Below are 22,453 nucleotides of genomic sequence, written 5' to 3'. Positions count from 1 at the left end.
GATTTGCGACTAACTGCTGTCGGGAGCCATCAGGGCGAGAAGTCCCCCGGTAGAGAGCGCGACCTAATATCAGCTCATATATACAGGGATGCTCATGCGAAAGCTGGGAGTGGTTTTACTTTCTGTCGCGGCGCTATCTGGCTGCCTGACCAACAATATGGATATGACGCAGCAGATGGCGTCTACGCCGTCGGTGCCGCAGACTCAGGCCCAGATTGAAAAACTGGCACCGAGTAATCCGAATCTCGTTTCTACCTACTATTTCGTACCCGACCTGACCCGCGCCGGGGGCTTAGCGGTGGCGATTAATGGTCGAGCTGCCCGGGTCAGGTTGGAGCTCGACGGCAAAACCATCGCCCGCATTCCGGTTGAAAAGGGGGTTCGGCTGGAACTGCTACCTAACCAGGTGTACCTGTTGCGCATGGGTGAAGACTGGGACGAGAACCGCGATCTCTTTATGAAGCGGTTTATAAAGATAATGACGCCGGATATTGGCGAGTTTAAAGCGTTTGACCTCTCCGATGATGAAAGCATTGGCGGCGACACCACCGTTATCGATGTGAAGCGCCTGACGCTGGAAGAGACGCTCGGACGCCTCGATACGTTCGAGCTGATCGAGACTGAGCAGCCGATGCCGCTGATTACAGCGCTGACCGAGTCAGTCAAGCAACAGAGGCAGGAGTGCCTTAACCAAAATCAACTGGCGCTCTGCAAAGCGCTGGTGAAGGACCTTCCGGCGGAGGCTGTGTCTCCAGAGCTTGCAGCCCATATTCGTCAGCTTGAACAGAATGTCGCCGCTGCACAGGCGGAAGAAGCGCGCCGGCAGCAGCTGATCGCCATGGAGCAGGCGCTGCCTGCCAGCGTGCGCCGCGACAAATACATGGTGCAGCTGTCGCAGTACCTGAAGCAGCAGGATTACCCCAAGGCGCTGGACATCTTTCCCAAACTGGAGGCCTTGCCGGTTCAGTCCGATCCTTCGCTGAAGTTTTTCTATGGCGAGGCGCTGCTGCAGACCGGGCAATCCGAAGCAGCGCAGAGAAAACTCTACGAGTACATCAGCGAACAGGGGACGGGCGCGACCCATTATGTGCGCGCACTGGAACTGGTCAATGCGGCGGAAACGGGAACTGCTCCGCCTCCCCAGGCAAGTCAGCAACAGGCTGCTCAATCCGCAGCCCAGTCTAGTGCTCAACCTGTGGCACAAACCGCTAGCCGCTCGTCTGCCTCCTCAGGCTCCAGCGACGGTGGCTCCGGCAGCGGAAATTTCTTTGCCTGCTATGATCCGGGCAATTTCATCTGTATCGAATACAACATCAACAGCTCGAGCCGTTTTCAGCAGATGCGGCAGCAGTGCCAGCAGGGTGGAAACAGGGTGATCGAATCCTGCGATCGCAATGCGCCGAGCTGTTCGATGACCAGCTCCGTGGGCAGCCAGACTACCTACGTGCATAACATGACCGAGCCCAGTGCCGTAAAACAGGCCTGCCTGGCTAACGGCGGCAGTTTTCGTAATGGCGGCTGAGCAGGCGGTTTGTTAATTGATGGAGCAGGATAATCTTAATGAACGTATCTGGCAGGTGGTTGCCGCTATTCCGAAAGGGAAGGTAGCCACCTACGGCCAGGTGGCGGCGCTGGCGGGCGCGCCGCGTCATGCGCGCTATGTCGGCACCGTGCTCAAACGCCTGCCCGCAGGCAGCACGCTGCCCTGGTTTCGGGTGCTCAATGCCAGGGGCGAGCTCTCTTTCCCGAAAGATAGCCCCGCCTACCAGCGTCAGCGCGAAGCACTTGAGGCTGAAGGGGTGGAATTTATCGGCGCCCGTGTCAGCCTTGTCAGCTTTGGTGTTTAACCTTTGGGTGTTTAACCCTCTCAACGGCTTTAGCTTTATCAATGCGTATTCTTGTTTTATCCGCCTATGATGCCGCCAGCCACCGCGCCTGGCGCAAGGGGCTTGTGGCCTGTTTCCCCGAACACCAATGGACCGAGCTGGCGCTGCCGGCACGCTATTTCAGCTGGCGTATACGCGGTAACAGCCTGAGTTGGGCGTTTTCAGAGCGAGAAGTATTGAGCCAGCCCTACGATCTGGTGGTGGCCACCTCCATGGTGGACCTGAGCAGCCTGCGCGGCTTCGTGCCATCGTTGGGGCAGATACCCACACTCGTATACTTCCACGAGAACCAGTTCGCCTATCCCGAGTCCGGGCGCGAATTCCGCAGTGTCGAACCTCAACTGCTGAATATCTATAACGCTCTATGTGGGGATCGGCTGGTATTTAACTCCCGGTTCAACCGCGACACCCTGTTGGAAGGCGCTCGGAAACTACTTGCTAAACTCCCGGACCAGGTACCGCCGGGGCTGATCGAGCAGATCGAGGCTCGCTCCAGCGTGGTGCCTGTACCTTTGCCGGACAGCGCCTTTGATAAACGGGCCATAGAGAACGAGACCTGGCCACAGAGGAGCGGATGCCCAGCGCAGGATGATCCGATCCGGATAGTCTGGGCCGCGAGATGGGAGTTCGATAAGGGGCCGGATCGGCTGCTAGCGATTTTGCGTGCGCTGGAATCCAGGGGTACCGATTTCCGTCTCTGTATCCTCGGCGAGCGTTTTCGTAACAGCCCAAAAGAGTTCGATACCATCGCCCGGGAGTTCAGCCACCGGCTTGACCAGTGCGGCTATGCCGAGAGCCGTGAAGCTTATCTGAGCTGGCTCAGTGGCGGCGATATCTTCCTCTCAACAGCAACCCATGAGTTCCAGGGCCTGTCGGTGCTTGAGGCGCTGGCTCAGGGCTGTATACCGGCGTTACCGGCACGCCAGGCCTACCCGGAGCTGTTCAGTGAGGAATACCTGTATCCGGACTGTGGCGACGATATAGAACGAGAGGCAGGGTTGGCGGCAGACCTGATTGAGCGGCAGGCCGAGGCACTGAAAAACGGCGCACTGGAGGCGCCGTCTGTAGCGGGGTTCAGTTGGAGCGCGCTTAAACCTCTTTATGCAGAGCTGTTCAGCGCGCTCACTGCAACGGGAGCTGAATGATCAGTGCGCCTCTCCCTGCTCACGCAGGATCTCTTCAAGGCTGACCTTGGCACAGACCGTATCCTTGAGAAACTCGATCAGGTTGCGGGCGGAGCTGCGGATCAGGTTTTCCATGTTCTCATCCAGGCAGTTGCCGTCCTCATCGAACACCTGCTGTACCTTGGCGACCGATACCACCATCGGCAGTGGCAGGGCGCCCACGTGGGAGCAGATGCCGCGCAGCTGTTCGGTGGACTTGATCGCGCCGATCACGCCGGCGGCGACGCCGAGGATCGAGACCGGTTTGTCGGCCAAAACGCTGGGAAAGCCCAGGTTGTCGATGGCCAGCTTCATTGGGCTGCTGATGCCGCCGTGGTATTCGGGTGAGGCGAGAATAACACCGGTGGCGCCTTTGACGGTGGCCTGAAACTCTTCGATCGCTTCCGGTTTGCGCGCTTCCATGCCGGGCAACGGCAGGTCGAGCTCTTCGAGGTGGATCGCGCTTACCTCGACCTCCGGATATTTCTTCAGTTCATCCAGCGCAACGGCCAGGGCTTTGGCGGTGTAGTTGCCGGGGCGTACGCTGCCGCAGATGGTGACGATTTTGATAGCCAAGGTGTTCTCCTTCAGCGGGTAGAGTTGAACAATCGGGTTCAGTTTAGTCGCTATAAACAGCGCCGGGTTCTGCGCAGAAACAGAACTCTTTGTTTACACCCCTGCCTTTACGTAACAGTTAAAGCGATCGGATTGAGAGTTAGATTGAGAGTTATCGACGTTTAACCTCTTTACCTCATGGGTTTACACTGACAAATGCGGCGCTAGTTCGTATTATTCACCTCCCGATTTATCCCGGAGTCCAAGCATGTCTGACACACCCGTCCGCCTCACTGAATACAGCCACGGTGCTGGCTGCGGCTGCAAGATCTCTCCCAAGGTTCTGGACCGTATTCTTGAGTCTCAGCTATCGCTGCCGGATTCGCCCAACCTGCTGGTAGGCAACTCCAGCAAGGACGACGCGGCGGCCTACGATCTGGGGGATGGTCAGGTGGTGTTGAGTACGACGGACTTCTTTATGCCGATCGTCGACGATCCGTTCGATTTCGGCCGTATTGCGGCGACCAATGCTATCAGCGATATCTACGCCATGGGCGGCAGACCGCTGATGGCGATTGCGATTCTTGGCTGGCCGATTGATAAGCTGGGACCTGAAGTGGCGCAGCAGGTGGTCGACGGTGGCCGTCAGGCCTGTGCCGATGCGGGAATCCCGCTGGCGGGCGGGCACAGCATTGATGCGCCGGAGCCGATCTTCGGTCTTGCGGTCACCGGACTTACCACCCGTGAGCATCTTAAGCAGAATGACTCCGCCAAGCCCGGCGATAAGCTCTATCTCACCAAGCCGCTGGGGATCGGTATCCTGACCACAGCGCAGAAGCAGAAGAAGCTTCGCGATGAACACGCCTTCCTGGCGCGGGATATCATGTGTCAGATGAACCGTATCGGCGCCGAGGTTTCCCGCCTGGAAGGCGTCAACGCTATCACCGATGTCACCGGCTTTGGTCTGATGGGCCACCTGGTTGAGGTGTGCGAGGGCAGCGGTGTTGATGCGCGTATCGATGCGCAAGCGGTGCCGGTGATTCCCGAAGCGCTGGATTACCTGGCCCAGGGCTGCATCCCGGGCGGCACGCTACGTAACCTGGACAGCTACGGCCATAAACTTGCCGATATGGCTGAGGCTGCGCGGCATCTGTTGTGTGATCCGCAGACTAGCGGTGGCCTGCTGATCGCCGTCGATCCTGCCAACACCGAGGCGCTGGAAGCGCTGCTGGCGGAGCAGGGGGTATATAACACCTGCATCGGCGAGTTACGGCCCGCCTCAGGTGCCCAGCGCGTCTTTGTCGAAGGCGCGATTGTCGATAAAGAGGTATGCGTGTGAGCCATCGCCCGGACACCGGAGAGTTCCTTGAGATCTTCCTCAACGATATCCCGCTGATCGATACCCGTGCGCCGGTAGAGTTCGAGAAGGGTGCCTTCCCGACCAGCGTCAGTCTGCCGCTGATGACCAACGATGAGCGCGCCCAGGTCGGCACCTGTTACAAGCATCATGGTCAGCAGGCGGCGATCGAACTCGGCCATAGCCTGGTCTGTGGCGAGGTTAAAGATGAGCGTGTATCCGCCTGGGTCGATTTCGCCGAGCGTAATCCCCAAGGCTATCTCTACTGCTGGCGCGGCGGGCTGCGCAGCCAGACCTGCCAGCAGTGGATGCATGAAGCGGGCACCGATTACCCGCGCATCAGCGGCGGCTACAAGGCGATGCGCCAGTACCTGCTGCGCGAGTTCGAGCAGATCTGTGAGCATCAGCCGAAACTGCTGCTGGCGGGTAAAACCGGCTGCAACAAGACCGATATGGTCAACGCCTTCACCTTTGGCGTGGATCTGGAAGGGCTGGCCCATCACCGCGGTTCCAGCTTTGGACGCCTGCCAGGCGGTCAGCCGACCCAGCTGAATTTCGAAAACGCCCTGGCAATCGCTCTGCTCAAGACCAGGCATAGCGCTGCAGTGCAGGGCGGCGCACCGATCCTGCTGGAAGACGAGGGGCGTCTGGTAGGGCGCTGCGCACTGCCGCCAATCTTGCAGCATGCCATGGAAACCAGCCCGCTGATCGTTATGGAAGTGTCACTGGAAGAGCGTGTCGAGCACAGTTTTCATAACTACATCCTCGATAAACTGGCGCAGTGGCAGCGGGTATTGGGTGAAGAGGCGGGTTTTGAAGCCTTTGCTGAAGATCTGACCCAGTCACTCTACCGGGTGCGCAAACGTCTGGGTGGCGTACGTTACAGTGAGGCTGCTGAGCTGATGCAGCGTGCGCTGGTCAGGCACCGTCAGGGCGATCCCGAAATGCACTGGGACTGGATCCTGGCGCTGCTGGTGGATTACTACGATCCTATGTATGACTACCAGCTGCGTAATCGTAAGGGGCGTATCGAATTTATGGGCAGCCGCAAAGAGGTACGTGAATACCTTGCTGCCAGGGAATCTTGAGTTTTTAAGGACTGACAAGGAATAACCATGTCTAAAGCTAAGTCACTGCTTCGCAAACTTTCCGTTGCAATCGCTCTGCTACCGGCACTGGCCCAGGCAGATACCTTCGTGTTTACCGCCATCCCCGATGAGGACGAGTCCCGCTTGCAGGAGCGTTTCGGCAAGGTCGCGGATTACCTGTCCGAGCAGCTGGACGTGGATGTTCAGTACATCCCGGTTAAATCCTACGCCGCGGCGATTACCGCCTTCCGTAACGATCAGGTGCAGCTGGCCTGGTTTGGCGGTCTGTCGGGTGTGCAGGCGCGCAAACTGGTGCCCGGTTCCGAAGCGCTGGCTCAGGGTTACGAGGACCAGTTCTTCAAGTCCTACATCATTGCCAACACCTCCACCGGCCTGGAAGCCGGTGATGAGCTGAGCGACGAGATCAAGGGCAAGACCTTTACCTTCGGTTCCAAGGGATCTACCTCTGGCCGTTTGATGCCTGAGTTCTACCTGCGAGAGCAGTTTGGTGCAGCGCCCGAAGAGATCTTCTCCCGCGTAGGCTTCTCCGGCGATCACAGCCGTACCATCGCCCAGGTGCAGTCCGGTGCCTACGAGATCGGTGCCGTGAACTTCGCGGTCTGGGAAAGTGAAACCGAGAACGGCACCATCGACGCCGACAAGGTTAAGGTGATCTGGACCACGCCGACCTACCCCGATTACCAGTGGACTATCCGCGGTGATGTGAACGAGCGCTTTGGTGATGGCTTCAAGGACAAGGTACGTGAGGCGCTGTTGGGCATGGACGATCCCGATCTGCTGGCCAGCTTCCCGCGCGAAAGCTTTGTGCCGGCATCCAACGACGACTACGTGCCCATCGAGGAAACCGCCAAGGCGATCGGCCTGCTGGACTGACGATGAGCGCGTTCCAAACCAAGAGTAAAACCGAAGGCAAAATGGTGTTTCGGCTGGCGAACGAGTCGCTGACGCTGGGTCGGAACCCCATACTGCATGGTATCGATCTGGAGGTCCGCTCGGGTGAGAAGATCGCCTTGATCGGCCCGTCCGGCGCCGGCAAGACCAGCCTGTTGAACCTGCTGTATCAGCAGCAGCCGGGCCAGGTCGCGCTGCAGCCGCAGCAGACCGGTCTGGTGGATCTGCTGTCGACCTACCAGAACATTTTTATGGGTGCGCTGGACCGGGTCGCCACTCTGCCGGCGCTCTGGAACCTGGTGCGTCCGTTGGCACAACACCGTGCCGAGATTGAAAAGCTGGCCGAAACCTTGGGCCTTAGCGATAAACTCTGGCAATCGGTCGACCGGCTTTCCGGCGGTCAACGTCAGCGCGTCGCCATCGGTCGGGCGTTGTACCGCAGGCAGTCGATTTTCCTCGGTGACGAACCGGTCTCCGCGGTGGATCCGCTACAGGCAAAACTGCTGCTGGAACATCTACTCGATCAACATGAGACCGCCGTGGTTAGCCTGCACAACCGTCAGCTGGCGCTTGAGCACTTCGACCGTCTGGTCATCGTTGTGGACGGTCGCATCGTTTGTGATGCGCCGGCTGCGAGCCTGAACGAGGCCAAACTCGACAGCTTCTATCAGCAGGATCCAACGCCCGAACCTCCGGCGGAACCGGCCCCCGCCGGCGAGTGGGCGATCTCCGGTTCATGATCTCTCAACTGTTTAAACCCAGAGGCAACTCTTCTGCACGGGCGCTGAACGCCGTCTGCGGGCTGTTGATTGTGCTGGCGTTGCTGGCGCTGCCCTGGGCCGATATCGAAGTTTACTCGGTGGATCCCTGGATGGAGCTGGGCCGTATCGGCCGTGGCTTGGTGATGCCGTATTGGGACGGCTGGCAGATCCTGTTGCAGGCAGTAGGGCAGACCATCGCCTTTGCGCTGCTGGCCGTGGCGATGGCGGTGCCGCTGGGGCTGGCCCTGGCGATGCTGTTCCACTGGCGTGCGGTGCGGATCTTCTGCGCCTCGATCCGTTCGGTGCATGAGCTGTTCTGGGGCCTGATTTTTATGCAGGTCTACGGGCTTAGTGCTACCACCGGCTTGCTGGCGATCCTGGTGCCCTTTACCGGCGTGTTCGCCAAGGTGTTTACCGAGATCTTTGAGCAGCAGGACCGAGCGCCCGCAGCGACCCTGGGATCCGGTGCACGGGGCATCAAGCGTTATGCCTACACACTGATTCCCCAGTCCTGGCCGGCGCTGACCAGTTATACCCGTTACCGCTTCGAGTGCGCGCTGCGCTCCAGCGCGATCCTCGGTTTTATCGGTCTGCCGACGCTCGGTTTTCATCTGGAAACCGCGTTCAAGCAGGGCGACTATTCGGAAGCGGGGGCGCTGCTCTGGGCGTTTATCCTGCTGATCGCGACGATCCGTTTCTGGCTGCGGCCCAGGTTGATACCGCTCTATATTCTGGCCGCTATCTGGCTGCTGCCGGAGACCATCGGTTTCAGTAACGGCGGTTACCTCTGGCAATTTATCAGCCAGGATATCTGGCCCACCGCGTTACTGGCGGGGCAGTGGAGCGAGGCGGCTGACTGGTATGCCGGCATGTTCAGTAGCCAGGTCTGGCCCGGTATCGTGCAGACACTACTGCTGACCCAGTTGGCGCTGGTGTTGACCGCTATCGTCGTGCTGTTCACCTATCCCTTTGCCAGCCAGGCACTGGCCGGGCCGGTGATACGCTGGCCCGGGCGTTTCCTGCTGCTGGTGCTACGCTCGATGCCGGAGATGATTCTCGCCTTTGTGTTTCTGCTGCTGTTCGGCCCTTCCGGACTGCCGGCGGTGTTGGCGCTGGCGCTGCACAACGGCGGCCTGATCGCATTTCTGGTGGCCAACGCCAGCGATGCGGAATGTCGCAGCCGCCTGGGGCGGCCCGATGATCCCCGCGGCCTTAAACGTTACGCCTACCTGGAAACCCCGCGCCGCTTTCCGGCGATGCTGGCCTTTCTTTTCTATCGCTGGGAGGTGATCCTGAGAGAAAGCGCCATTATGGGGATTCTCGGTATCGCCACCCTGGGTTTCTATATTGACTCGGCATTCGAAGAGATACGTTATGATCGGGCGTTCCTGTTGATACTCGCTACTGCACTACTGAATATACTGGTTGATGCCGTATCCCGCCGACTGCGTCGCGCAGCGGGCGCCGATACGCCGCAACCGGGCCGAACCCACTAGGAAAGAGACAATGGAAGAGCAGGTGACCCAAGAACTGGCACAGTTCCAGGAGATCTACGGCATCGTCGTGGAATTTTTCGTTAACTACAGTTTCCACATCGTCGGCGCGATTCTGATCATGCTCGTCGGCCTTTGGGTGGCGGGCAAGATCTCTGGCATGGTGTTCGCGCTGACCCAGCGCCACAACCTGGATATCACCCTTAGCCGGTTTATCGCCAGCTGCGTCAAGGTGATCCTGGTGGCGATGGTGGCGATCGTCGCGCTGGGCAAACTGGGGATCAGTGTGACACCGCTGGTGGCCATGATCGGTGCCGTCGGTCTCGGCGCCGGTTTGGCGGTGCAGGGGCTGCTCTCCAACTACAGCGCGGGTCTGACCATTGTGCTGACACGGCCCTTTGTGGTCGGCGATACCATCAGCGTACAGGGCGTTACTGGCCTCGTGAAAGAGGTGCACCTGTCGCATACGATGGTGACCAACGAGGATGGCGTCGAGATCTCCATCCCCAACAAGCACATCATCGGTGAGATCATCCAGAACTCCCACCAGCATATGCTGGCGGAGCTGAGCATCGATATCGCCTACAGCGCCAAGCCTGAGCGTGCTATAGCGGCACTGAACCGGGCGCTGGCTGAGTACAGCGAAGAGCTCTGTCAGGACCCGACGCCCCAGGTAGGTATCGAGAAGTTCGCCGACAGCGGTATCACCATCGGCATCCGCGCCTGGATTCCCACCGAGCGTTACTACGAACTGCTCTACAAGGTGAACCTGTCGCTGTTTAATGCGCTGAAAGCGGAAGGGATCGAGATTCCGTTCCCGCAGCGCGAGGTACGTCTGCTGAATCCGACGCCGGCGGCCTGAGGACCGGCTTTTCAGCACCGCCAAACACAACCGAAAAGGCAGAGAACGAGCTGATAAAAGCGCGTCTCTGCCTTTTTTGTGGACGTGGTGTCACGACCCACCGGCTCTTATTTTAAGGCTGTGCCAACAGGTGGCACACACACCGAAAACCAGTTTTCCCAGGTGCTGATCTCGCTTAACTTTTAACCATCAGATGACGCACTCATCGATGCAGCAAAACAATAATAATCAGCGAGCTTCACAATGAACCCTACCCAGCACACAGCCGCTTTGCCCCTCGCTCATACCGCGGATTTTGAGTTTCCGACTCTTTCTTTTCTTCTGCTCTGCCTGAGCATTCAGGCTGTGGTTAGCGCCTTTGCGCTTGCCTGATGAAGAGCGTTACTGAAAGCGTTTTGAAGTTCGCTGCTCCTTAAAAAAATAATTATCTGGAGATACGATGATGATGAACCCCAAGAAGTTGTTCGCGGGTCTGGCCTTTGCCGGCCTGTTCGGTCTTTCTGCTGTCTCTGCACAGGCAGAAACCCAGGTGGTGATGCTGGGCACCGGCACACCGGTACCGGATGCCGACCACTCCGGCCCCTCCACCGCCGTGATCTATAACGGCGAAGCCTATGTTTTCGACGTGGGTCCGGGAATGGTCCGCAGCGCGATTACCGCTGCACAGAAAAAGGGGATCGACGCCCTTTACCCCACTAAGATCAAGCGCCTGTTTATCACCCACTTGCATAGCGATCATATTCTAGACTACCCGGAACTGGCTTCTACCTACTGGTGGCGTCGCACCGAGGGCAACATCAGCGTCTGGGGCCCCACTGGCCTGAACGAGATGACCGATGGCTACTACCTGATGACCAAGCGCGATATCGAGTTGCGCACCACCGGTCTCAACCCGGTCAAGGATCCCACCGGTTACCAGTACAAAACCCATGAATACGACCAGGGCGGCTGGACCGTAAAAGATGGCGACGTCACCGTCGAAGCCTTTGAAGTACCCCATGGCGATATCACCCCGGCCTTTGGCTATCGCATCACCACCCCGGACAAAACCATCGTGATCTCCGGTGATACCAGCTACAGCGAAAAGCTGGTCGAGATGGCCAAGGGCGCCGATATCCTGGTGCATGAAGTGATCTGTGAAGAGGGTTGGGAAAAACTGCCGGAGAACTGGCAGAAGTACCACGCCGCTGCCCACACCAAAACCGACATGCTGGCCCGCGTTGCCAACGAAGCCAAGCCGGGACTGCTGGTGCTGACCCATGTGCTGAGCTACAGCGCACCGCGCGAAAACACACTCACAGAAGTGAAGGCGCTGTACGACGGCGAAGTCGTACTGGCTGAAGATCTGGATATCTATTGATTCTGCTGATCCGCACATCGGGTTCAGCGCCGGCAGATATCGAGGTTTTACCTGCCGGTTAGCTTCTCAGCGGTTTTAAATGCCAAAGCAGAGAGTCGACGCTCTCAATAACAATAAGATTTAAAAAGGTCCTAACTATGAAACTCGGTATGAAACTTGGCCGTGATCTCCTGGCGACCAGCGCTGTGCTGGCAGCCATGGGTACCAACGTACAGGCGGATTCCTTCCGCGAAGCGCTTACCGGCGGTAAGGTCAGCGGTGAAATCCGCAACGTCTATGTCGAGGGCTCTGCTTCCGATGCCCGGGGCGAAGCGGGGGCACTGAATAACTCCCATACCCTCGGTTCCGCACTTAACCTGAATTACGCCACCGGCAGCTTTCACGGCTTTAAGGCGGTAGTAGGGCTGCAGTCCGGCTGGGACTGGAACATCCATGATGAAGACAAGGGGCTGACCGTGGCCGGTGGTGAGGATGACAGCCGTGTCTCCATCGACTCCACCGATCTGCGACTGGCCTATCTGGAATATGCTTTCGACAAGGAATTAACTGCAACCAGCCTGCGTATCGGCCGCCAGAAGATCGTCAGCCCGCTACTGATGAACAGCGGCGAGTTCGCCATGCAGGACTCCTTCGATGCACTGGTGGTCGAAAATCGCGACCTGCCGGATACCGTATTGAAGGCGATCTACGTGGATCGCTGGAACATGCGCTATGGCGACGATTCCAACGGCGCGGTAACCGAGGAAGATAAGGACTATGACGATGCTATCTACTCGTTCTACCTGAACAACAGCAGCCTCGCTGGTCTGAATATCGAAGCCCAGTGGCTCTCCAACGAGAACGACACACCGGCGGGTGATCCCCCCGCTGCGGTTGTAACCGCGGATCCCTACGACACCGGTTTCCTCGGCCTGACCTACAAGGTGCCTAACTCCAGCTGGGTGCTCGGTGCCAAGGTGCTTACCGCCGACTATGAAAACCTGCCGGATACCGGTTACTGGGGTGTAAACGCCAAGACCACCGTTGGCGGAGTCGAGCTGCAACTGGGTTACACCTCGGTGGATGATGAGGCCAACTTCCCGGGCTCATTGGGCCATGTGCCGATGTTCCGCAGCTATAAATCCGGCTTTATCGACGAGATCTTCGCTGGCCTAGATACCACCTCCCTGAGTGTCGGTTACGGTTTCGGTGTGCCGGGTCTTAAAACCAAGCTGATCTACTCCGGCTGGAAGCAGAGCGAAGAGGGCAGAATCAACAGCCGTAAGGATCTGGATGGCGGTTATGAGGCCGGCTTTGATGTGGAGTACCAGTTTCAGGGAGTTGAAGGGCTGAGTGGCCGCTTCCGTACCTCTTACATGGATTTCGACCGCGATGCCGTCGATAACGACGATCTGCTCTACACCCGCATCCATCTGAACTACAAGTTCTGATGCAGTAACTGCTTTTGCAGCTGAAGGGGAGTCACCGCATTCCCCTTTACCCATCTGAGTTTTTGTACCCCCGCCGCTCACGTGACCTACTTTGTATGCCGTCAAAACTTAGCGTGAGCCGGCGGCTTTTTATGTCCGCAAAATAGCAACATCCAAAACCGTGCGTAGTAGCGAAAGCAGACCCGCGTTATCATGCGCCGCCTCAACGCCTGGTTATGCGGTATCCCTAATGGAGACTGGCCCGGAAAGGAGCGGGTAAGCCTGGCAAAATCTACTGGATGTACAGCTATGAACCACTCTGATCGCCAAAACCTTATCAACCATCTGCGTGACAGCATTAAGGCCGCCTATCAGCAGGCCCTGGATGCAGATGCTCAGCTCGATGCGCTGGCCAAGGAAAACCTGGCGCAGTTTGAATCCGTACTGAAACCCGGCAGCGGGTTTAGCTCTGATGCGGTGCGCTTCCAGCCTTATGTTGAGGAGCTGGGGCAGGATCTGCTGGCGCTCCAGGACAGCGACGATTTCACCGCCGACCTTCAAAAGCTGGCGCTAAAACTCAAACTGCTGCTGCAGACTTTGGCGCGTTTTAAAAGCTTCGATAAATAATTAGGCAGGGGAGCGCATGAGTTTGGCGCCCCCTGCACTCAGAGCTTTGGGAGCATCGCTCACAGCTTTGCTAAACCGCCGCCTTTCTGTTGTCTGTGCGGAGAGCATACGTGAGTACCTTCCGTAGCCGCGTTATGCGGTTGATGGAACTTCCTCAGTCTCGGACGCCTATCTAGCTAATTTATAACTACGCCTGGCAATAAACGCGGTTTTTTAGATGGATTACAACGTAAACATGGCCATTGCTGATGATGGATACCGCTGGCGCACTGGGTTTCGGAGCAATAGCCGTCGATCGTCGATAGGTCCCCGGTCAACTGGCAGCGACTGGCAGCTCCTGGTCCATTTTTAACCGTTTTAGCGCGCTCTCCAACGCTTCGAAACAGCGCCTGTCTATCGCGGTACCGATCTCGGCTCGCATGATATCAAGCGCCCTGGGCACCGGGATCGGAGCGCGATAGGGACGGTCCGCGGTGATGGCATCGAAGATATCGGCGGTGGTTATAATGCGCGTCTCCATCTTAATCTCATCACCGCTGACACCCCTGGGATAGCCCTTTCCATCAAGCCGTTCATGGTGTGCCGCCGATACTCGTGCCAGCTCTGAAAATGCGCTGATTCGCGACAGTATCTCCTCGGTGAAACGGGCGTGGTCGCGCATCGCCACCCACTCTTCATCATTCAGCTTACCCGGCTTATCCAGAATCGAGTTGCTGACCCCAAGCTTGCCGATATCGTGCAGTAAAGCGCCGCGCTTGAGCCAGCGGCGACGGACCGGGTCGATATCCAGCGCTTCACTGATCAGGTCGGTGTAGAGTCCCACGCGTTCACTGTGGCCAGCGGTATAGGGGCTCTTGGAGTCCACCACCTGACCAAAGGCCGCAGCGATCTGATCCATATAGTCGTCATCGAGGGATATCTCGTCATGCGCTGGCTCAAGAGCCAATACTCGCTGGGCCAGATCCTCGCTGCTCAATGCCGCCCAAAACGTCTCGTCATCGGCAAACGACTGCAGCGCCTTAACCAGTTCCGGGTCAAACCAGCTCCCTTTGCGCGCACTCACTTCGTCAATTGCGGCCTGAGCGCCATCGGCGACCTGAAAGACATCCACCACCTGCACCAGCAGCGCAATCCGCGCATAGAGGGGGATCTGCTCACCGGCAAGGTGCTCAGGTTTGCCCTTACCGTCCCAGTGCTCGTCCAGCGCGTGGATACCCTGGGCGACCGCCTCCGGAAAGCGCAGTTGGCGTGCGATGCTTGCGCCACGCTCGCAGCGGGTCTGGATCAGCTCGTTAGCGAGCTCCTCGCCATCGCGCATAATCGTGAGAATCGTGCGGAAGCGCTCCGCCACTCCCGCTGTCAGTCCGGTATGGCCCAGTACGAAACGCACCACCTGTGACAAGCTGCCATCGACACGCTTGAAATCGTGCTTGAACGTGAGATCGTCGGTTCGGTAAAGCTCGCAGATACGCGCAGCGTTGCTGCTGCAACCCAGATCCTTTAGCAGCAGGGTGTAGTAGAGCTCCCAGCGCTGCTCAACGGGCATGCAGATCTGCTCTGCGATGCGCATCCCGATCCAGCAGCAACGCATACAGTGTCCTGCAGGTTGCCCCTCGGTCATGTCCAGTGCATGGCTGAGCGCCGCGATCAGTTCCGAAAGCTTCATCCCATCGCCAACGGTTGATTCAAATCGATTCACAGTCTCTCCCGCCTGTAGTTGCTGAAGCATCCCGTCAATGTAGACCTTTTATGGATATGAAACACACACAATTGATAAATTAAACTCTTATAATTCATAAGATTATGCTTCATCAATGGTGAAGCATACGATCCTCACTCGTAAATCTAATGGCTGATGAGCAGCCACATAGATCTCGAAGCAGTCGCGCATACACTCATGGGACAGTTTCCAATGTGGCAAGAAAACTCGTCAGAGCTATACCTGTGCGACTGCTAAATCAGCAATTTAATGACCTCTGAGCTCTGGATATTTCCATGGAGCAGCACCAACGGCGAGATAGCCGACGCTGATATCCTGGACGGCAGTATAATGAGAGCGGTGTTTACTTGATCGAAAGCATGCGAAGAGCATGGATTCGTTTTACGCCGTAATAAGCTTGAACGTTTTATTGGAGTGACTGAACCTTGGCCGATTCATCAACCAACCGATCGCTGGAACGCGGCATCCTGCTGCTTAAACTGATCAATCGGCTGGGAGGAGTGACTCTGAGCCAGCTTGCCCGCGAGGCGGATCTGCCAAAATCCACGGTACGGCGTCTGCTGCTGACGCTGCTGGACCAGCGCCTGATCCGCAAAAGCCTCGCCGATGGCCTCTACCGCTGCAATATCTTCCTGCCGCTGGAAAAAGACTACCAGCTCCCGCCTCACGTCTGGCGGCTATGCGATGTGGCCACGCCGGTGATGCTGCGTTTGGTAGACGAAGTGCGCTGGCCTTCGGATCTGTTCGTGCGTGAAGGGATAGGTATGCGTTATATCGAAAGCACCCGCACCAGTACCCCGATCTCCCTTTATCCAAGCCGCCTCAATATCAAGGTGAAAATGCTCTATTCGGCAGGCGGACGCACCTATCTGGCTTATTGTCCTGAAGCGGAACGGCGAGAGCTGATTGAGACGATCCGCAAGGAACAGCCCTGCGATATCACCGACGAGGGGATCGACCGCATGATCGAACAGATCCGCCAGCAGGGCTACGGTACCCGCCAACCCGGTTACACCGGTGAAACCAAACCGGACGATGGCCTCAGCGTGATCGCCGTACCGGTCCTTAACGGCTCGCAACTGCTCGGTTGTATCAGCCTGATCTGTGTACGTGACTACATGACTGAGGCACGGTTTGCAGAGCGTCATCTGGCCGCGCTGCAGAGCGCAGCGCAGGAGATAGGGGAGAGGTATGGGCAGGGGGGTAACGAGCCTTGACGGACAGATAATTCAGGTTTGCAGTAATCGATGTCGCATAGGATCGAGGTATTTAATACCAAAGACTCAGTGATGAGTCTGGAGCCCCTATCTAGAATTGGTCTATATTGACTCGATAGAGCAACAGGATTATTGCTTACTCGAGGTGAGTGGCGAAGAAAATCTGGATTATGTCGTAAAAACGGTAACAAACATTTAATCAATAAAATGATGTTGGTTTTGGGGCGTTACTGTATAGAATTCAATAAAACATAGGCTGGTTAAAAATAATGAAAATTTTAATTCTTATGTTAACTTTGTTGTTCGCGAGTAGCACGGTGATGGCTCATGGTGGAGGTTGTCGTAAAAGTTCTCCTCCAGGAAAGTGCTGCCATATGCAAACTAGTACAGGCAAAGTTCATTGTCATTAATTATTTTTAATAATACGTTTTATTTTTATTTCTATGACAAGGAACGTTAAATTGCTCACTAATTATATTTTAATTGATTTCGAAAATATTCAGCCATCTAATTTAGATATATTGAAACAGCACCCTTTTAAAGTGTTAGTTTTTGTCGGTGCTAACCAAACGAAAATTCCATTCGACTTGGTTACTGCGATGCAAGAGTTAGGTCACGCAGGGAAGTACATTAAGATCGGTGGTACTGGAAAAAATTCACTCGACTTTCATATTGCCTATTATGTTGGAGAGTTGTCTGCTAAAGACAAAAATGCTTATTTCCATATCATCTCTCGCGACACTGGCTTTGATACGCTGATCAAACATCTAAAGTCGAAGGGCGTAAAAATTCAACGGGAGAATGATCTTGCGGAAATCCCGGTCGTGAGGATGTCTACGGCTACTTCTGCGGATGATATGGTTAGTGCTATCGTAAAGAACCTCGCAGGGCGAGGATCTTCAAGACCGCGAAAAATTAAAACACTCTCAAATACGATTAATTCATTATTCACTGAAAAATTATCAGAAAAGCAATTGGATGCGATAGTAAAAAATCTCGAGCAGAGGAAGTATATCAGAGTTAGTAATAGCAATGTTTCATATCAATTACCTAATTGAATAATCATTGAGAATTATTGATTTATTTTTATTAAGATATTTTGATATTATTTAATGGTTTTTTGGGGTTTTTGTAATATTTTTAGAATCGATTATGGTGTTAAATTATATTTTTTTGTATTCTTATAAAATTAATAGGTGAAAAATATTAAGCAAGAATTTCTCTCTACCGAAATGGCCTCATGGCGTAAGAAGGGCATACTTGTCATGTTTATCGCCTTTAGCTTATTTCCTTTCTATATGGTCTATATATCCCATAAGCCTGATGGGGAGTTCGGCCTTTGGGAGCTGCGTCACTTCATCGGGATGGCGGCGCTGCAGGCTGCTGCACAGATCTCAATCGGTTGGTACATCCTGAAGAACAGGGTGCCCCAGTATGTGATTTTGAGTGCAGTCTGTATGGCGCTTTCGTTTCAGGCGACTTTTGGTATCAGCGTTGTGCTTTTGGCCAATACTTGACAGAAAATGAACGCCGTTACACCGAGGTATGACGGAGACCGATCCGCTGGCTTTGCTGTGGGGGGAAGCAGTGCCTGGGTCATTCGGTGCAGGGGCTTTGTCACCATCTTCTCTGGTAAACTATGTCTTTGAATTAATGCCCGCAGGAACACGCATCCATGAGCCAAGAACAACCGAATAACCCTTTGCACGGTCTGACCCTGGAGAAGATCCTGGCGCGCTTGCAGGAGCACTACGGGTGGGAAGGATTGGATGAAGAGATTCGGATCAACTGCTTTTATAACGATCCTTCCATCAAATCCTCTTTGAAGTTTTTACGCAGAACGCCCTGGGCGCGAGAAAAGGTTGAAGCGCTTTATATTAAAACCTTCTGCCAGTAAAAATTGTATCGCGTCAGAGGCCACATCAGGTTCCCGCCATAAGCCCAACATGACCTCCCGCAGGGAAGTGGCTGCGCCACTGAAATACGCAGTGTTCAGATCGTGCAGATCGCAGTAGAATCGCCACCTTTAAGATCATTTTCGGAGAATTCACCGCATGGGCAGAGCGTATCAGAACCGCAAAGAGTCGATGGCCAAAACCTCGGACATGAAGGCCAAGCTCTATAGCCGTTACGGGCGCGAAATCTATGTCACGGCCAAGTCGGGCGGTACTGACCCCGATGGTAACCTGGCGCTGCGCGGCCTGATCGATCGTGCGAAGAAGGAGCAGGTTCCTGCGCACGTTATCGAAAAGGCGCTCGACAAGGCCAAGGGTGGTGGCGGTGAAGATTACTCTCCGGCGCGTTACGAAGGTTACGGCCCCGGTGGCAGCATGGCGATCATCGAGTGTCTGACCGATAACCCTAACCGTACTTTTGGCGACGTGCGCCAGGCGTTTACCAAGACCAAGAGTAAGATCGGTACTCAGGGCAGCGTCAGCCACATGTTCGATCACTGCGCCATTTTCGTCTTCTCCGGCGATGATGAAGAAGCGGTGCTTGAAGCGCTGATGGAAGGGGACGTGGACGTTACCGATATCGAAAACGAAGATGGCAAAATTACCGTTTTCGCGCCGAACACCGAATACTTCAAGGCCAAGACCGCGCTGATCGAGCGCTTCGGTGAGATCGACTTCGACGTCGATGAGATCCAGTTTATCCCGATGAGCTACACCACGCTGGAAGGCGATGATGTGGCGCTGTTCGAGAAGTTTATGGCGATCCTGAACGATCTGGACGACGTGCAGCAGGTCTACCACAACGTCGAGATGTAATCGCGGCTGATTGTGGGTTAGACAGGGTTCCAGGATGGGATCCTAGAGGGAGGTGCCAAGGCGCCTCCTTTTTTGTTTAAGGGCTGCTAAGCAATCGATCATTGAACCGGGGATCGGTAGCAGGCAGTCGCAGGTATTCCGAGGGTAGATATGATCACCGAAACACCTGATCCACTGGTTTGCCCCCTGTGCGGCACTGCTAATGCCTGCGTCAATCTGGGTGAGAAAGATATCGCCCGCACCTGCTGGTGCAACGATCCGGATATCAAATTCCCGCAAGAGCTGCTGTCGCAGATCCCCGCCGAGAAAAGAGGCAAGGCGTGTGTTTGCCGTGAATGCGCGTTGAAGTTCCAGAACAGTCTGTCTGAGTAACTTGCGCTTATCCACGCTGGCCTCTCCGAAAGCTAATCGCTTAGGGACAGCGCTGCAGTCAGGGGCGCCAGCGGCGACGCCCCTGATCTTTATTGAGTTTTAGCGATTAGCGTTTCAGCTTGTTGCCCTGGTATTCCAGCTCAATAGTTTTCTTCGTGGCTTTATCTGATGCCTTGTCGGTACCGTTGACCGAAGAGGTGGTCATGGCGAAGGTGTACAGCGTGTGCGCCGCCGCATCGGACATCTGGTCCAGCGCTTCAAAGCTATAGTTGTCGAAGGTGTCGCAGGCCAGGTGGTAGCAGGGGTCCAGCTGTTCGCCGGCGGTGCCGCCATAGATCGCTTCCTGCTCCTCTGTTTTCAGTTCCTCCGCTCCGGTGAACAGACCTCCGGCCGGGATGCCCACCTCGATAAAGGGGCCGTAGTCGGAGCGACCGTCAAAGGCGGTGGGTTCGCTCGCTAAGCTCTGACTGTCGAAATAGTCCTTGAAGACTCTTTCGATATTGGCCGAGCCATTGGGGCCAGATATCCCGGTGGCCGAGCCGTCGCCATCATAGATAAAACGGACGAAGTTGGGTGATGCCACCATATCGAAGTTGAGATTCAGCGCGGTATTCTTGATCTCGCGCTTGGTCAGATTGGCGACGTAATGCTCGGCACCCAGGAGTCCCGCTTCTTCCGCGCCCCACCAGGCGAAACGCACCTTGTTGACCGGTTCACCCATGGCGGCCAGTTGTAGCGCCAGTTCCAGAATCATGCCGGAGCCGCTGCCGTTGTCGTTTATACCCGGGCCTTCGGAAACCGAATCCAAGTGTGCACCGGCCACAACCAGGCGATCATCGCGGCCGGCTGGGGTATCCGCCAGCAGGTTGGCAGTGGTCCGGTTCTCGGAAATCGCATCGACGAAGATGCGGCTTTCCACACCGCCCGCTGCAAGTTCAACACCGGCATCGAAGGCAGCGCCCACCACCGGTATTGCGATGCTGGGTTCCTGGAGGGTGCCAAGGAAGTTATCGGTTCGTCCCGGTTGGCCCTCGTTAAAGATAATCACGCCGGTCGCGCCAGCCGCCGTGGCGTTTTGTGCTTTGATCAGAAAGCTGCAGCTGCCGCGCTGGATAACAGCGATATTGCCGGGGGAGAAACCTGCGAAGTCTTCGGGTTCACAGCCGCTGGTTGAGCTGTTGGCGTCGCTGCCCGGCGGCAGAAGCAGATCGACAGCTTCGGCTATAGCCGTCACGTCTCCGCTGCCGGAGTAGCTCATGGTGGCAAAGCCGTCTAAGCCAAAATAGGGGTAGATGAACGGATCAGGTGAGAGCTGCTCCAGTACCGCAGCTTGCTGCTCTTCGAAGTAAGGGTAATCGAACTCCTGTATCCATACCTCGTAGCCGGCACCCTCCAGCAGATCTTGCACGTACAGCAGGGATGCCTGGTAGCCAGGGCTAGATGCTTCTCGGGTTCCGCCGTTGGCATCGGCAATAGTCTGGAGCTCCAACATATGGTCAAGAATACCCGCCGGGCTTACGGCATCGCGATAGGATTCTGTATCAATGGGCACGGCGGAGTAGCTTTGCTGGGTGGCGAGTATCGCCGAGACGATCAGGGTCGTTTTCAGCAGTCTCATGTGGACTCCTTATGAAGCACTGCACCGAATACAACGCCAGAAGCACTTCAGTGTCGGGGATCAAATGCTGGGCCTGTGTTTGGCGGCGCTATCCTTGGCTGCGAGGCACAACGGGCAATTAGGGGTTGGCGAGTCCGTTCGCGGTTCGACAGGCAATTTGCAAGCCGGTACCCGCAGGCTTTTGAATTGGTGAGGTTTTTTGATTCAGCGAGGGAGGGCGTGAGATTAAGTGTTAAGCGGGCGATACGATCGCGTAGGAATACGCTGGGTAATTTTTATCTAAGTATATGATATTTAAATATTTTTCGTGAAAGTCAGCTGTTTCGATTTTGATACAGATGTATCGATAATGATACAGCCGATAAAGCTTGCCTTGGCACGGCTAAGCTTCTGTCTCTGTTTGGGGGCTCTCAAAAGGTGGTAAGGAGAAACCGTTGATTGAGCCAGGTTTCTCTGCAGACGATTTCCCCTTCATTTAGACAAAACTGATCTATGCTGCATTGGGTGTTTCATGTGTAGGCAATGACGCCGCGACTCAACAATGGAGTGTTGACATGAACAAGTATGGCGCTGAGTTTTTTGGCACTTTCTGGCTGGTTCTGGGCGGTTGCGGCAGTGCCGTGCTGGCCTCGGCTTTTCCCGGTATGGGCATTGGACTGCTGGGAGTTTCCCTGGCCTTTGGCTTGACCGTTCTGACCATGGCGTTCGCCATTGGCCACATCTCCGGTTGTCACCTTAATCCGGCTGTCTCAATTGGGCTGTGGGCCGGTGGGCGTTTTCCGGCCAGCGAATTGTTGCCCTATATCCTTGCCCAGGTTTTTGGCGGCATAGTAGCGGGTGCGGTGCTTTATATTATCGCCAGTGGGCAGCCGGGGTTTGAGCTGTCTTCGGGCTTCGCCTCCAACGGTTATGGTGATCACTCTCCGGGCGGGTACAGCCTGATGGCGGCCCTGGTGTGCGAAGTGGTGATGACCCTGATGTTCCTGATCGTGATCATGGGCGCCACCGACGCCCGCGCGCCGGCCGGGTTTGCCCCCATCGCTATCGGCCTTTGTCTGACACTTATTCATCTGATATCGATCCCAGTCACCAATACCTCGGTCAATCCTGCGCGCAGTACCGGCGTGGCGATCTACGTGGGTGATTGGGCCCTGGCGCAGCTGTGGTTGTTCTGGCTTGCCCCGATTGTGGGAGCGATACTGGGCGCAAGTATTTACCGCTTTATCGGAGCGGAAAAGCCAGCCCGGCAGGCGAGTCTCGCCGTTGAGTGATCCTGGCGGCA

Annotated in this window: 22 protein-coding genes; 19 read left to right on the top strand and 3 right to left on the bottom strand. The window is 56.0% G+C overall.

Features of this window, described 5'->3' with window-relative positions:
• Positions 1-94 precede the first annotated feature (94 nt).
• From C4S72_RS08140 to C4S72_RS08130, 3 genes are read left to right on the top strand one after another with little or no spacing between them, the layout of a single operon-like run.
• Positions 95-1,522 carry a hypothetical protein gene (locus tag C4S72_RS08140; protein ID WP_104002516.1) on the top strand — a complete coding sequence of 476 codons (1,428 nt, stop codon included), beginning with the start codon at positions 95-97 and terminating at the stop codon, positions 1,520-1,522.
• A gap of 19 nt (positions 1,523-1,541) precedes the next feature.
• The gene (locus tag C4S72_RS08135; protein ID WP_200826697.1) at positions 1,542-1,847 is read left to right on the top strand and encodes an MGMT family protein; all 306 of its coding nucleotides are present in this window, start codon (positions 1,542-1,544) and stop codon (positions 1,845-1,847) included.
• Positions 1,848-1,888: 41 nt separating this feature from the next.
• A complete protein-coding gene (locus tag C4S72_RS08130) occupies positions 1,889-3,031 on the top strand; it encodes a tRNA-queuosine alpha-mannosyltransferase domain-containing protein (RefSeq protein ID WP_104002514.1) in 1,143 nt (380 codons plus the stop codon).
• Here C4S72_RS08130 and C4S72_RS08125 read toward each other — a convergent pair whose 3' ends face one another.
• Positions 3,032-3,625: an NADPH-dependent FMN reductase gene (locus C4S72_RS08125; RefSeq protein ID WP_104002513.1), complete on the bottom strand. Its 594-nt coding sequence runs from the start codon at positions 3,623-3,625 to the stop codon at positions 3,032-3,034.
• Between the two features lie 247 nt (positions 3,626-3,872).
• Here C4S72_RS08125 and selD point away from each other — a divergent pair, with 247 nt between their 5' ends.
• From selD to C4S72_RS08080, 9 genes are all read left to right on the top strand, one after another.
• The gene (selD, locus tag C4S72_RS08120; protein WP_104002512.1) at positions 3,873-4,943 is read left to right on the top strand and encodes a selenide, water dikinase SelD; all 1,071 of its coding nucleotides are present in this window, start codon (positions 3,873-3,875) and stop codon (positions 4,941-4,943) included.
• Positions 4,940-6,049: a tRNA 2-selenouridine(34) synthase MnmH gene (mnmH, locus tag C4S72_RS08115; RefSeq protein WP_235009075.1), complete on the top strand. Its 1,110-nt coding sequence runs from the start codon at positions 4,940-4,942 to the stop codon at positions 6,047-6,049. The genes selD and mnmH overlap by 4 nt, the downstream gene beginning before the upstream one ends.
• Before the next feature lie 27 nt (positions 6,050-6,076).
• Positions 6,077-6,943 carry a putative selenate ABC transporter substrate-binding protein gene (locus tag C4S72_RS08110; RefSeq protein ID WP_104002510.1) on the top strand — a complete coding sequence of 289 codons (867 nt, stop codon included), beginning with the start codon at positions 6,077-6,079 and terminating at the stop codon, positions 6,941-6,943.
• 2 nt (positions 6,944-6,945) lie between these two features.
• Entirely contained in the window at positions 6,946-7,701 is a 756-nt protein-coding gene (locus C4S72_RS08105; protein WP_235009074.1) for an ATP-binding cassette domain-containing protein, read from the top strand.
• Positions 7,698-9,218, top strand: coding sequence for a PhnE/PtxC family ABC transporter permease (locus C4S72_RS08100; protein ID WP_235009073.1), 1,521 nt, complete (start codon positions 7,698-7,700; stop codon positions 9,216-9,218). The genes C4S72_RS08105 and C4S72_RS08100 overlap by 4 nt, the downstream gene beginning before the upstream one ends.
• A 10-nt stretch (positions 9,219-9,228) precedes the next feature.
• Positions 9,229-10,077, top strand: coding sequence for a mechanosensitive ion channel family protein (locus C4S72_RS08095; RefSeq protein ID WP_104002509.1), 849 nt, complete (start codon positions 9,229-9,231; stop codon positions 10,075-10,077).
• A gap of 439 nt (positions 10,078-10,516) precedes the next feature.
• Positions 10,517-11,437 (top strand): MBL fold metallo-hydrolase, encoded by a 921-nt coding sequence (locus tag C4S72_RS08090; RefSeq protein WP_104002508.1) that lies wholly within the window; start codon positions 10,517-10,519, stop codon positions 11,435-11,437.
• 137 nt (positions 11,438-11,574) lie between these two features.
• Entirely contained in the window at positions 11,575-12,867 is a 1,293-nt protein-coding gene (locus C4S72_RS08085) for an OprD family outer membrane porin (RefSeq protein ID WP_104002507.1), read from the top strand.
• 288 nt (positions 12,868-13,155) lie between these two features.
• Positions 13,156-13,473, top strand: a complete 318-nt coding sequence (locus tag C4S72_RS08080) for a prephenate dehydrogenase (protein ID WP_104002506.1) — start codon at positions 13,156-13,158, stop codon at positions 13,471-13,473.
• 313 nt (positions 13,474-13,786) lie between these two features.
• On the opposite strand, the gene C4S72_RS08075 is transcribed toward C4S72_RS08080, so the two are convergent.
• Entirely contained in the window at positions 13,787-15,172 is a 1,386-nt protein-coding gene (locus tag C4S72_RS08075) for an HD-GYP domain-containing protein (protein ID WP_327332574.1), read from the bottom strand.
• Positions 15,173-15,618: 446 nt separating this feature from the next.
• On the opposite strand from C4S72_RS08075, the gene C4S72_RS08070 reads away from it, so the two are divergent.
• The 6 genes from C4S72_RS08070 to C4S72_RS08045 all read left to right on the top strand — a co-directional run bounded on the left by C4S72_RS08070 (position 15,619) and on the right by C4S72_RS08045 (position 19,553).
• Positions 15,619-16,410 carry an IclR family transcriptional regulator domain-containing protein gene (locus C4S72_RS08070; RefSeq protein ID WP_104002504.1) on the top strand — a complete coding sequence of 264 codons (792 nt, stop codon included), beginning with the start codon at positions 15,619-15,621 and terminating at the stop codon, positions 16,408-16,410.
• Positions 16,411-16,871: 461 nt separating this feature from the next.
• On the top strand, positions 16,872-17,468 hold the full coding sequence (locus tag C4S72_RS08065) for a PIN domain-containing protein (RefSeq protein WP_104002503.1): 597 nt from the start codon (positions 16,872-16,874) through the stop codon (positions 17,466-17,468).
• 138 nt (positions 17,469-17,606) lie between these two features.
• Complete coding sequence (locus C4S72_RS08060) at positions 17,607-17,927, top strand: hypothetical protein (RefSeq protein WP_146071878.1); 321 nt, start codon at positions 17,607-17,609, stop codon at positions 17,925-17,927.
• A gap of 158 nt (positions 17,928-18,085) precedes the next feature.
• Positions 18,086-18,307, top strand: a complete 222-nt coding sequence (locus C4S72_RS08055; RefSeq protein ID WP_104002501.1) for a VF530 family protein — start codon at positions 18,086-18,088, stop codon at positions 18,305-18,307.
• Between the two features lie 157 nt (positions 18,308-18,464).
• Positions 18,465-19,181 carry a YebC/PmpR family DNA-binding transcriptional regulator gene (locus tag C4S72_RS08050; protein WP_104002500.1) on the top strand — a complete coding sequence of 239 codons (717 nt, stop codon included), beginning with the start codon at positions 18,465-18,467 and terminating at the stop codon, positions 19,179-19,181.
• Between the two features lie 150 nt (positions 19,182-19,331).
• Positions 19,332-19,553, top strand: coding sequence for a cysteine-rich CWC family protein (locus C4S72_RS08045; protein ID WP_104002499.1), 222 nt, complete (start codon positions 19,332-19,334; stop codon positions 19,551-19,553).
• Between the two features lie 106 nt (positions 19,554-19,659).
• Here the strand turns inward: C4S72_RS08045 and C4S72_RS08040 are convergent, their stop codons facing one another.
• Entirely contained in the window at positions 19,660-21,171 is a 1,512-nt protein-coding gene (locus C4S72_RS08040; RefSeq protein WP_235009072.1) for a M28 family metallopeptidase, read from the bottom strand.
• Positions 21,172-21,725: 554 nt separating this feature from the next.
• Between C4S72_RS08040 and aqpZ the strand changes: the two genes are divergently transcribed.
• On the top strand, positions 21,726-22,442 hold the full coding sequence (aqpZ, locus tag C4S72_RS08035) for an aquaporin Z (RefSeq protein WP_104002498.1): 717 nt from the start codon (positions 21,726-21,728) through the stop codon (positions 22,440-22,442).
• Positions 22,443-22,453 lie beyond the last annotated feature (11 nt).

This window comes from Marinobacterium lutimaris, from assembly GCF_900108065.1.
GTDB classification, from domain to species: Bacteria; Pseudomonadota; Gammaproteobacteria; order Pseudomonadales; family Balneatricaceae; genus Marinobacterium_D; species Marinobacterium_D lutimaris.
The sequence above is the reverse complement of the archived record's forward strand: the minus strand, read 5'-3'. Positions and strand labels throughout refer to the sequence as shown.

What these genes read in the sequence shown, in the direction of transcription:
- C4S72_RS08100 (WP_235009073.1), top strand. Translation starts at nt 7,698, where the DNA reads ATGATCTCTCAACTGTTTAAACCCAGAGGCAACTCTTCTGCACGGGCG.
- selD (WP_104002512.1), top strand. Translation starts at nt 3,873, where the DNA reads ATGTCTGACACACCCGTCCGCCTCACTGAATACAGCCACGGTGCTGGC.
- C4S72_RS08040 (WP_235009072.1), bottom strand. Translation starts at nt 21,171, where the DNA reads ATGAGACTGCTGAAAACGACCCTGATCGTCTCGGCGATACTCGCCACC.
- C4S72_RS08095 (WP_104002509.1), top strand. Translation starts at nt 9,229, where the DNA reads ATGGAAGAGCAGGTGACCCAAGAACTGGCACAGTTCCAGGAGATCTAC.
- C4S72_RS08085 (WP_104002507.1), top strand. Translation starts at nt 11,575, where the DNA reads ATGAAACTCGGTATGAAACTTGGCCGTGATCTCCTGGCGACCAGCGCT.
- C4S72_RS08045 (WP_104002499.1), top strand. Translation starts at nt 19,332, where the DNA reads ATGATCACCGAAACACCTGATCCACTGGTTTGCCCCCTGTGCGGCACT.
- C4S72_RS08050 (WP_104002500.1), top strand. Translation starts at nt 18,465, where the DNA reads ATGGGCAGAGCGTATCAGAACCGCAAAGAGTCGATGGCCAAAACCTCG.
- C4S72_RS08110 (WP_104002510.1), top strand. Translation starts at nt 6,077, where the DNA reads ATGTCTAAAGCTAAGTCACTGCTTCGCAAACTTTCCGTTGCAATCGCT.
- C4S72_RS08130 (WP_104002514.1), top strand. Translation starts at nt 1,889, where the DNA reads ATGCGTATTCTTGTTTTATCCGCCTATGATGCCGCCAGCCACCGCGCC.
- aqpZ (WP_104002498.1), top strand. Translation starts at nt 21,726, where the DNA reads ATGAACAAGTATGGCGCTGAGTTTTTTGGCACTTTCTGGCTGGTTCTG.
- C4S72_RS08105 (WP_235009074.1), top strand. Translation starts at nt 6,946, where the DNA reads ATGAGCGCGTTCCAAACCAAGAGTAAAACCGAAGGCAAAATGGTGTTT.
- C4S72_RS08055 (WP_104002501.1), top strand. Translation starts at nt 18,086, where the DNA reads ATGAGCCAAGAACAACCGAATAACCCTTTGCACGGTCTGACCCTGGAG.
- C4S72_RS08090 (WP_104002508.1), top strand. Translation starts at nt 10,517, where the DNA reads ATGATGATGAACCCCAAGAAGTTGTTCGCGGGTCTGGCCTTTGCCGGC.
- C4S72_RS08080 (WP_104002506.1), top strand. Translation starts at nt 13,156, where the DNA reads ATGAACCACTCTGATCGCCAAAACCTTATCAACCATCTGCGTGACAGC.
- C4S72_RS08135 (WP_200826697.1), top strand. Translation starts at nt 1,542, where the DNA reads ATGGAGCAGGATAATCTTAATGAACGTATCTGGCAGGTGGTTGCCGCT.
- C4S72_RS08140 (WP_104002516.1), top strand. Translation starts at nt 95, where the DNA reads ATGCGAAAGCTGGGAGTGGTTTTACTTTCTGTCGCGGCGCTATCTGGC.